Raw genomic sequence first — 9,512 nt, 5'->3', positions numbered from 1 at the left:
GCCGTACTCGACGCGGGCCGCCGCGTGTTCGTACTGGCAGGGCGACGCCTCCAGGCAGGCGACGGCCCGGGCGGCGAGCCGCACCGCCCGCCGGCCGGTCTCCAGGGCGGCGGCGCAGCGCAGGGCCTCGCCCATGGCGGTGTCCGTGCCGAAGCGCTCGGCCCGGTCGCGGTACTCGGCGGCGAGCCGGGCGGCACGGGCCGGGTCCTCGGTGGCGAGGGCGCGGGCGAGGTCGGCGGCCCAGAACAGGTGGACGGGGTTGTGGTGGCCGCGGGAGGCGGCGGCCTTCTCGGCGGCCTCCAGTTCGTTGACGCCGTCCTTGGTGCGGCCGACCGCGAGCAGCAGCCTGCCGCGCACCGAGCGGGGGTCGGGCAGCACGATGGTGGACGGGTAGGGCGGCGCGAACCCGTGCCGTTCGGCGACTTCCCAGGCCTCGTCCACGTGGCCGCGGACGAGCAGGGTGTCGACCAGGTTGCAGGTCGCCGTCCAGTACAGGGGCAGGCCGCGGCCCACGCGTTCGGCCAGGCGCAGGGATTCGCGCAGTGACTTCTCCGCCGCCGCGAGGCGGCCCCGCCTGCGGTGCGCGGGACCGACGTAGGCGTGGGCGAGGGCCAGGTGGCCGCCGCTCCAGCCGGCCGTCTCGTAGGAGTGCAGTGCCTCGTTGTAGAGGCTTTCGGCGCGGTCGAGGCGGTCGGTGTAGGCGTACGTGCTGGCCAGCATCAGCAGCAGTTCGACGCCCCACTCGGCGTCGGTCCAGCCGAGGCCGGGCGCGAGGCGGCCGTTGACGAGGACGCGGTCGCTGATCCCGGTGACCACTTCGGCGTTCTCGCCGCGCATCATGGCGTCGAAGCCGCGCAGGATGAGCAGCGCGCGTTCGGAGTTGTCCCGGCCGGTGCAGGTGGCGGCGAGCGCGGCGAGGCGTTCGGACCGGCCGGGCACGGTGGTCTCGCCCGCGTGGATGCCCTCCCACATGAACTGCACGGCCTGCAGGCGCATCCGGGCGGGACCGGGCTCCAGCCGGGCGGCCTCCTCGCCGACGGTGCGGACGGCCTCCTCCATCTGGTCGTTGTGCAGCAGCGCCTGGGAGAGCCGGATCACGGCGTCCACCCGTACGTCCCCGTCGAGGCCGGACATGCCGAGCGCGGTCCGCAGGTGGCCGATGGTCCGGGCGGGCGCGGTGAGGAAGGTGGCGCGGCCCAGCTCGTGGAGCACGCGCGCGTGGACCTCGGGGCGGGGAGGTTCCTCCAGGGCGCGTTCCAGGCAGCGGCGGGCGGCGTCCGGGGCGCCGACGGCGAGGTGTTCCCCGGCGGCGTCGCGCAGTTGCCGGACGAGTTCCTCGTCGTCGTCCGGGTGTACTTCGAGGAGGTGGCGGGAGGCGGCCGCGGCACCGCGGCCGGAGTCGGTGACGATCCGGGCGGCGATGCCGTGCATGGCGCGGCGCAGCGCGTCGGGGATGGAGTTGTAGACGGCGGTGGCGATCAGCGGGTGGACGAACTCGAGGTCGTCGGGTCCGCTGCGGCCGGTGCCGGGGTCGGGGGTGGTGAGGATACGGGCGCTGCGCAGCCGCTCGGCGCAGCGCACGGCGTCGTCGTGGTCGAGGGTGGCGAGCTCGGCCACCAGGCCGACGGTGATGTCGCTGCCGAGGATGGCGGCGGCCCAGGCGAACCGGGTGGCGTCTATGCCGAGTTCCTCCAGCCGGGCGACGAGCCCGCCGCCCCGGGCGGAGCGGTTCAGCGCACGCAGTTCCCCGGCGTTCGCCTCGACGGGTGCGAGTTCGCTGTCCTGGACCTTGGCGAGGAGTTCCACCGTCTCGTAGGGGTTGCCGCCCGTGACGGCCCACACCTCGCGGCAGAAGGCGGCGTCCGCGTTCTCGCCGAGGGTGGCGCGGGTGAGGCCGGCCGCGGCGGGCGGGGTCAGCGCGCTGAGGACGGTGACCGGGTGCTCGGTCGCGGCGGCGACGGCGTCCAGGTGACGGGTGCTCACCCCGGAGACGTCGCCCGGCCGGCGGGCGACCACGACGAGAACGGGCAGGTCCGCCAGGCCTTCCGTGAAGGCGGAGAGCCAGTTCAGGGTCTCCTGGTCGGCCCAGTGGGCGTCGTCGATCGTCAGGACCAGCGGCCACTCCCGGTGGGCCAGCCGGCGCACGGCGGCGACCAGGCCCTCGCAGACGCCCCGCGGATCGGCGTGCCGGTCGCCGGGCTCGGCTATGCCGAGGGCGGGGCCGGCGAGGTCGTACCAGTCGCCGAGGTACTCGCGGGCCTCCTCCGGCAGCATCGACACCAGCGCGGGCTGGAGGAGCTGGCGTACGACGTTGAACGGGACGGTGCGCAGGGTCTCGCCGCCGCGGGCCGACCACACGGTGCAGCCGCGCCGTTCGGCGATGCGCCGGGTCTCGGCGAGCAGCGCGGTCTTGCCCAGCCCCGACTCGCCCCGCAGCATCAGCAGGCTGCCGGGCGAGGAACGGTCCGCGCACAGGGTGTCGACGGCCGCGGTGATGGTGGCGATCTCCTCGTCCCGCTCCCAGAGAGAGGCCGATGCCGTGGGCCGCACCTCCGTCATTGCGCTGCCTCCCCAAGTCGCCCGAACGACGTACAGGCGTCGAGCGTAGTCCTCCGAGGGGCCCGACGGAGCGGTACGGGCCGGGCTCTTGCCGTGACGGGTGACACCGGGTACAGAGGTCGACGTCCCCCACGCCCCACCAGGAGTTCTCCGGTCAACACCTTTCGGAAGAAAGGGAAATGACGGTGTGTCGGATTCTTCGGCGGAGGACGGGGACGGGTCCGGGGGGACATGGGCCGGGCTCCCGGGCCGGGCTCCCGGGCCGGGCTCCCGGCCCCGGCCCGGGGAGTCCGGCCGACGCACTCGCGGTCCGCACCGCTCCGGACCGCCGGACCCCCCGGCCTTCCCGGTCTTGCGGACCTCTCTCATCCCTCTTTCACCGACGCCTCATACGGTGGGGGCATGACGCAGGCGACTCCTCCCGGGTGGTATCCCGACCCCGGGCAGACGAATGACGGACCGGCCACCGAGCGCTGGTGGGACGGTACCGCCTGGACGGACCAGGTCCGGCCCACGGCATCGGCGCCCGCCTGGGCCCCTCCCGTGCCGGGCACGGCCGCGGGGCCGGCGCATCCGGCCCCTCCGGCGTACCCCGTGTACCCGGCGCATCCCGGGTATCCCGGGTACCCCGGGGCCGTGCGCTCCGGCCGGGGGCGCGGGCTGCGCATCGGGATAGCCGTGGCCGCGGCCGTCGCGGTGCTGGCGAGCATCGGGGTCGGCGTGTACGCGCTGACCGACGGCGGCGGGAGCGGCAGCACCTCCACCGCCTCGCGGGCGCCGGGCGGGCGGGACGACGGGCCGGGAGGCCCCGGAGGGGGTCCGGGTGAGGACGGTCCCGGCCCGGACGGTTCCGAGGCGCCGCGGGTCGAGAGCGGGTCGGTGACCGACGCTCTGAGCGGGATCAGCCTGCCCATCCCGGACGGCTGGTACGGCCAGGAGGGCCAGGTGGGCGCCCAGATCATGTCGGAGGACACCTACGACTGCCCCGGCGACACCTCCAGCACCTGCACCAAGGGGGGCGCGTACTCGGCACCGGCGCAGGCCCTCGGTTCCCGCGGCTCCACCGCGGAGGCGGTCGCCAAGGCGGACATCCCGGCCAACGCCGAGGAGTCGTACGGCGGTGATTCCTACGGGAAGATCAGCTCGCACGAGGTCCTCGAGTCGAAGGCGGTGACCGTCGCCGGGCAGAAGGGCTACCTGGTGCGCTGGAAGGCGGTCACCAGCAAGGGGTCCGACGGGTACGTCCAGTCGCTGGCCTTCCCCTCCCCCGCGCAGCCCGGGCGGATGGTCGTCGTCCGCTTCGGTCTGGACACCGACCAGAAGCAGTCCGTCCTCGACGACATCACCGAGGGCATAGAGAAGGCGGAGGGCGGCGGGCGCGGCAACGGCCAGGACGTCTGAGCCCGCCGTCCGGCGTCCGCCGCGCCGGGAGGACGGCCGGGTGGGGCTCCCCTCCGCTCAAAGGGAACCCCACCCGGCCGGTGGTGCGCGCCGCCCCCGTCCCCACGGTGCGGCGCGATCGGGTCGCCGCCCGGTCGTCCGGTGACGGCGCCCCGGTCTCATTCGAGGCCGAGTGCCGGCAGGACGGCGGCCTCCACGAACCGGAGCAGATAGTCCGGGTCCGCGTCGCGCCCCTCCAGGAGGGGCCGCACCCGCAGCACGCCGAAGAACTGGGCCGGGACGTACTCCAGCGCCGGGTTCCGCGCGGAGACCTCACCGCGTTCGGCCCCGCGCCGCAGGATCGCCCTCAGCGCGACGATCTCCGGTTCGACCAGCGCTTCGCGCAGGGCCCCGGCCAGCTCCGGGTCCTGCGTGACCGCGTGCCCGAGCGCCTGCAGCAACGAGGTGTTCTCCGCCGACCACGCGCCCGCGCTCCGGGCGGCCTCGCGCAGGTCCCCCGCGAGGGTGCCGGTGTCGATCCCGGCGAAGCGGGTCCGCCCGCTGGAGCGCAGGGCGGCGGCGACGAACCGGGGTTTGGTCTGCCACTGCCGGTACAGCGTGGACTTGCTGCACCGCGTCCGGGCCGCTACCCCGTCCATGGTCACGGCCTCGTAGCCGCACTGACGGATCTGCTCCAGGACCGCGTCGAAGAACTCCTGCTCCCGCTCCGGCGTGAGCTTGGAGCGGCGCGAACCGCCGGCCTGTTCCGGCTGGTCCGCGGCCTGCGACGCCATCGGATCGGCTCCTCCTGCCCTGCGGGCGGGTCCTCGGGGGGTCCGGCTTCCCGCGCACCGGCACCCCTGTCCATCGATACGCGAGTGTACCGGAACGGTTCCGTATCGGTACACTCCCGTATCGGTACGGACTCGTATCGGTACGGGAGTGTTTCGACTCGAATCCGCACCGGCGAGGGCCGGCACCACGGTGCGACCCGGCACCACCACTGCCACCAGCACCACCTCAGCACCAGCGTCGGCGAAAGGGCCGGGGATGAATGCCCGCAGCGAGTCACCGAGCGCGCCGCTCCCGGCGGCGGGCCCCGGCGCACCGCCGGCGTCCGGCACCCCGGCGCGCCCGCCCCTCCTGCGCGAGCTGCTGCTCGTGGCGGCCCTCTTCCTCCTCTACAAGGGCGGCCGACGGCTCGCGACCGGCCACCGGGAAGCCGCCCTCCGCAACGGGCACGACGTGTGGGAGCTGGAGCGCCTGCTCCGCCTGCCCGGCGAGGGAGCGGTGCAGTCCCTGCTGCTGCACGGCGAGGGCCTCGTGCGCCTCGCGAACACCTACTACGCGGCCGTCCACTTCCCGGCCACCCTCGCCTTCCTGGTCTGGCTCTACCTGCGCCGCCCGGTCCACTACCGGTGGGCGCGGCGGGTGCTCACCGCGGTCACCGCCGCCGCTCTGGTGCTGCATCTGGCGTTCCCGCTGGCCCCGCCCCGGATGCTCGCCGCCACCGGCCTGGTGGACACCGCGCGGGTCTACGGGCCGTCGGTGTACGGGCCTCCGGAGACCGACACGCTGTCGAACCAATTCGCGGCGATGCCCTCGCTCCATTTCGGCTGGGCGCTGATGGTGGCGATCGGTCTGGCCGTCGCCACCCGGTCGCGGTGGCGGTCGCTGTGGCTGCTGCACCCGCTGCTGACCCTGCTGGTGATCGTGGGGACGGCGAACCACTTCTGGCTGGACGCGATCGTGGCGGCCGCCCTGCTCGGCACCGCCCTCGCGACCCTGCGCCTCCCGCGGTCCGCCCGCCGGCCCCGGGGTGCGCCCACCGTGCCGGGGAGGAGCGACACGGCCGGGGAGACCCGGAAGACCGCCGGGACGGGAACCGTCGGGCCGGGGACCGGCGAGGCAGGGGTCGGCGAAGCGGGCACCGGTGGGACGGGCACCGGTGGGACGGGGGCCGGGGGTGAGCGACTCGTGGGGACGCGCCGATGAGCGCGGTCCTCGTCCCCGTCGCCCCGTCCCCCGTCTCCGCCGTCGCCCGCGCGGCTGCCGCGGTCGCCCGGGAACGGCCGGCGTCACGCCCCGGTTCCGGCACCGGCGGTCCGGACCGGGGCACCCTGGCCGGCGCGGCGTGGACGTCCCTGCGGCGAGGCGGGGACGAGGACCGGGACGGGAAGGACCGGGGCGGGGAAGGTCACCGGCCGTCGTGCGTCAACTCGTCGACGACGAAGCCGATCCCGATGCCGAGCATCCAGACGTCCTTGGCCAGCGCGGTGCCGTCCTGGGTGGGCCGCAGGCTGCCTTCCCCCCGCATCCCCGGCGTACGCAGGTACAACCCCAGCAGCCCCGACGAGAACGCGGCCAGTCCGGCACCGGCCACCACCGTGGGGACGACGGGCAGCAGCAGAGCGGCACCCAGTGCGATCTCCCCGGCGGAGAGCAGCCGGACGAAGGCGGTGGGCCGCATCTTCTCCAGGAACGGGTAGGCGTTCTTGGCCATCCCGTGCAACTGGACGGCCGTCTCCTCGTCGGCACCCCGCTTGACCAGCCCCGAGTTGAGGATGAACGCCCCCGTGGCCAGACGGGGCGCCACATGCCTGAGTTCGATGGGAAGACGCATGAGAACTCCCGGTCGCCGTATAGCGCAGTGCCGTCCACCCTAGGACGATCCGGCCCTTCCGGCAGGTCGACGGCCCGGGCCGGCCGTCCGGGCCGGCTCCCCGTCCCCCGGCGGAGGCGCCGCGACCGCGGTCCGGCGGTTCACCCCTCGGGGGCATTGACCTGAACTCGTCAAGAGCCCTAGGTTCCCGCTGTGCGCGTTCGTACGGTCTGCGGGCAGCCCGCCGGAGCACCTGGTCCGGCCCCACGGGGGGAAATCATGCGCCGTCTGTTCGTCGGCCTCACGGCCGTGTCCGTCCTGGCCGCCGCGACGGCGTGCGGTTCGTCCGGCTCCGGTTCGTCCGACGGCACCACCACGGTCGAGGTGGGCCTCGTCCCCATCGTCGACGTGGCGCCGCTCTACCTCGGCGAGAAGAAGGGCTTCTTCGGCGAACGCGGGCTGAAGCTGTCCTTCTCCAGCGCGCAGGGCGGCGCGGCGATCGTGCCCGGAGTGGCCGGCGGCCAGCTGGATTTCGGGTTCTCCAACATGACGTCCCTGATGCTCGCCCAGTCCAAGGGCGTACCGGTCAAGGCGGTGGCGAACGGCATCGCCTCCACCGGTGTGCGGGGCGGGGACTTCGAGGCGCTCACCGTCAAGGGCGACAGCCCGGTCAAGTCGCCCGGGGACCTGGAGGGCAAGAAGGTCGCCGTCAACACCCTGAAGAACATCACCGAGACATCGGTGCGCGCCTCGGTGAGCAAGGCGGGGGGCGACCCCGACGAGGTGGACTTCGTCGAGCTGGCCTTCGACCAGATGCCCGCCGCGCTCGACAGCGGACGGGTCGACGCGGCGATGGTGGTGGAACCGGTCCTGACCACGGTCAAGGGACAGGGCGCCCGGGAGATCGCCTCCCCCATGATCGACGTCTCCCCGAAGCTCACCGTCGCCATGTACTTCACCTCCACGCGGTACGCGCGGGAGAACCCCGAGGTGGTGAGGAAGTTCCAGGAGGCCACCGCCGAGTCCCTGGCCTACGCCGACTCCCACCCGGACGAGGTCCGCGGGATCATCACCACGTACACGAAGATCCCGGCCGGCCTGCTGGAGAAGGTGACCCTGCCGAAGTGGCCCGCCGAGCCCGACCGGGCCTCCCTGGAGGAACTGTCACGGCTCGGGCAGGAGGACGGCCTGTTCGAGCAGGCGCCGGACCTGGACGAGCTGCTGCCGTGAGGGGCGGGAACGCCGTGCTCGGCGCGGCCGGGCTCGCGGCCTTCCTCGCCCTGGGCGAGGCGGTGCCGCGGCTCGGCCTGGTCGGGGAGGAGCACTTCCCGCCGGCCGGCCGGATCGCCGGCGCGCTCGGCCGGGAGGTCTCGGACGGCGGTTTCTGGAGCGCGCTCGGGGACACCCTCACCGGCTGGGCGCTGGGCCTGGCGATCGCGGTCGCCGCCGGGATCGCCGTCGGGGTGGTCCTGGCGGTGGTGCCGTACCTGCGCGAGGCGACGGCGTCCACGATCGAGTTCCTGCGCCCCGTCCCGTCGGTCGCGCTGATCCCCCTGGCGGTGCTGCTGTACGGCACCGGACTGGGATCGGTGCTGGTCCTCGTCGTGTACGCCTCCTTCTGGCAGGTGCTGGTCCAGGTCCTGTACGGCGTCCAGGACGTCGACCCGGTCGCGGAGGAGACGGCGCGGTCCTACGGTCTCGGCGGCTGGGCGCGGGTCCGGTACGTGCTGTGGCCGACCGCGCTGCCGTACGTCATGACCGGGGTGCGGCTGGCGGCGTCCGTCGCGCTGATCCTCTCCATCACCGCCGAACTGGTCATCGGGGCGCCGGGGCTGGGGTCCCGGATCGCCGTCGCGCAGGCCTCGCAGGCGGTGCCCGAGATGTACGCGCTGGTCGTCGTCACCGGTCTGCTCGGGCTGCTGATCAACGTGGGGGTCCGGTCGGTGGAACGGCGGGCGCTGGCCTGGCACCAGTCGGTGCGCGGGGAGGTGACGGTGTGACGAGGACGTCCTGCGGCCGGGCGGGGCGGGGACCCCGGCGGCGCGTGCTGCCGCGGCCGGTGTCCGTGGCCGCGCTGCCCCTGGTGCTGGTGTCCCTCTGGTGGGTGTCGTCGGCGGGCAGCACGGACGTGTACTGGCCGCCGCTGCGCACGATCCTGGAGACCTTCCCGGAGGTGTGGACCGGCGAGCGGTGGCGCGGTGACGTACTGCCCAGCGTGCTGAGGCTCCTGGCGGGCTACGCGCTCGCGGCCGCCGCCGGGGTGGCGCTCGGCACGGTGATCGGCTCCCACCGGCGGGTGCGGGCGGTGTGCGAACCGGTGCTGGAGTTCCTGCGTGCCGTGCCGCCACCGGTGCTCGTACCGGTGATCATGCTGTTCGCCGGCATCGGCGACACGATGAGGATCGTGGTCGTCGCCGCCGGCTGTGTGTGGCCGGTGCTGCTCAACACCGTCGAGGGCGTCCGGGCGGTCGACGCGGTGGTGGCCGAGACGGCCCGCGCCTACGGCATCACGGGCGTGGCGCGGCTGCGGAGCGTGGTGCTGCGCTCGGCGAGTCCGCAGATCTTCGCGGGTCTGCGCCAGGCACTGTCGATCGGCATCATCCTGATGGTGATCAGCGAGATGTTCGCCGCCGGCAACGGGCTCGGCTTCACCATCGTGCAGTTCCAGCGTTCCTTCGCGATCACCGACATGTGGACCGGCATCCTGCTGCTCGGTCTGCTCGGCTTCGTGCTCTCGGTCCTCTTCCGGCTGGTCGAGCGGTGGGCGCTCGGCTGGTACCACGGCCTGCGCGCCGCCGCCCGGCGGTCCGGGTGAAACCCTGAAAGGGCGGTCCATGCTCGACGTACGCGGGCTGAAGAAGGTGTACGAGGGATCCGGGCGCCGCATCGAGGCGGTGCGCGACCTGACGTTCAGCGTGGCGGCCGGTGAACTGGTGTGCCTGGTCGGGCCGTCGGGCTGCGGCAAGACGAC

Annotated in this window: 9 protein-coding genes; 6 read left to right on the top strand and 3 right to left on the bottom strand. The window is 74.0% G+C overall.

Annotation, left to right across the window (positions count from 1 at the left end; genetic code table 11):
• On the bottom strand, positions 1-2,559 hold a 2,559-nt coding region (locus AOK18_RS00875; RefSeq protein WP_055692985.1), incomplete at its 3' end, for an ATP-binding protein.
• 402 nt (positions 2,560-2,961) lie between these two features.
• Between AOK18_RS00875 and AOK18_RS00870 the strand changes: the two genes are divergently transcribed.
• Positions 2,962-3,960, top strand: a complete 999-nt coding sequence (locus tag AOK18_RS00870; protein WP_055692984.1) for a DUF2510 domain-containing protein — start codon at positions 2,962-2,964, stop codon at positions 3,958-3,960.
• 158 nt (positions 3,961-4,118) lie between these two features.
• Here AOK18_RS00870 and AOK18_RS00865 read toward each other — a convergent pair whose 3' ends face one another.
• Positions 4,119-4,733: a TetR/AcrR family transcriptional regulator gene (locus tag AOK18_RS00865; RefSeq protein WP_055692983.1), complete on the bottom strand. Its 615-nt coding sequence runs from the start codon at positions 4,731-4,733 to the stop codon at positions 4,119-4,121.
• Positions 4,734-4,989: 256 nt separating this feature from the next.
• On the opposite strand from AOK18_RS00865, the gene AOK18_RS00860 reads away from it, so the two are divergent.
• Positions 4,990-5,934, top strand: coding sequence for a phosphatase PAP2 family protein (locus AOK18_RS00860; protein ID WP_079104781.1), 945 nt, complete (start codon positions 4,990-4,992; stop codon positions 5,932-5,934).
• A 202-nt stretch (positions 5,935-6,136) separates the two neighbouring features.
• Here AOK18_RS00860 and AOK18_RS00855 read toward each other — a convergent pair whose 3' ends face one another.
• Positions 6,137-6,562 (bottom strand): hypothetical protein, encoded by a 426-nt coding sequence (locus AOK18_RS00855; protein WP_055692982.1) that lies wholly within the window; start codon positions 6,560-6,562, stop codon positions 6,137-6,139.
• 258 nt (positions 6,563-6,820) lie between these two features.
• Between AOK18_RS00855 and AOK18_RS00850 the strand changes: the two genes are divergently transcribed.
• From AOK18_RS00850 to AOK18_RS33820, 4 genes are all read left to right on the top strand, one after another.
• A complete protein-coding gene (locus AOK18_RS00850; protein WP_055692981.1) occupies positions 6,821-7,771 on the top strand; it encodes an ABC transporter substrate-binding protein in 951 nt (316 codons plus the stop codon).
• A complete protein-coding gene (locus AOK18_RS00845) occupies positions 7,768-8,541 on the top strand; it encodes an ABC transporter permease (protein WP_055692980.1) in 774 nt (257 codons plus the stop codon). The genes AOK18_RS00850 and AOK18_RS00845 overlap by 4 nt, the downstream gene beginning before the upstream one ends.
• A gap of 44 nt (positions 8,542-8,585) precedes the next feature.
• On the top strand, positions 8,586-9,356 hold the full coding sequence (locus AOK18_RS00840; RefSeq protein ID WP_206281482.1) for an ABC transporter permease: 771 nt from the start codon (positions 8,586-8,588) through the stop codon (positions 9,354-9,356).
• Between the two features lie 19 nt (positions 9,357-9,375).
• A partial coding sequence (locus AOK18_RS33820) for an ATP-binding cassette domain-containing protein (RefSeq protein ID WP_157864988.1) occupies positions 9,376-9,512 on the top strand: 137 nt, incomplete at its 3' end.

The organism is Streptomyces prasinopilosus, assembly GCF_001419695.1.
Classification (GTDB): Bacteria; Actinomycetota; Actinomycetes; order Streptomycetales; family Streptomycetaceae; genus Streptomyces; species Streptomyces prasinopilosus.
Note: the sequence above shows the minus strand (reverse complement) of the source record. Positions and strands in the feature narration are given on the sequence as shown.

Bases quoted from the DNA above. Each gene is read 5' to 3' on its own strand.
- AOK18_RS00860 (WP_079104781.1), top strand. From the start codon at position 4,990: ATGAATGCCCGCAGCGAGTCACCGAGCGCGCCGCTCCCGGCGGCGGGC.
- AOK18_RS00865 (WP_055692983.1), bottom strand. From the start codon at position 4,733: ATGGCGTCGCAGGCCGCGGACCAGCCGGAACAGGCCGGCGGTTCGCGC.
- AOK18_RS00870 (WP_055692984.1), top strand. From the start codon at position 2,962: ATGACGCAGGCGACTCCTCCCGGGTGGTATCCCGACCCCGGGCAGACG.
- AOK18_RS00850 (WP_055692981.1), top strand. From the start codon at position 6,821: ATGCGCCGTCTGTTCGTCGGCCTCACGGCCGTGTCCGTCCTGGCCGCC.
- AOK18_RS00855 (WP_055692982.1), bottom strand. From the start codon at position 6,562: ATGCGTCTTCCCATCGAACTCAGGCATGTGGCGCCCCGTCTGGCCACG.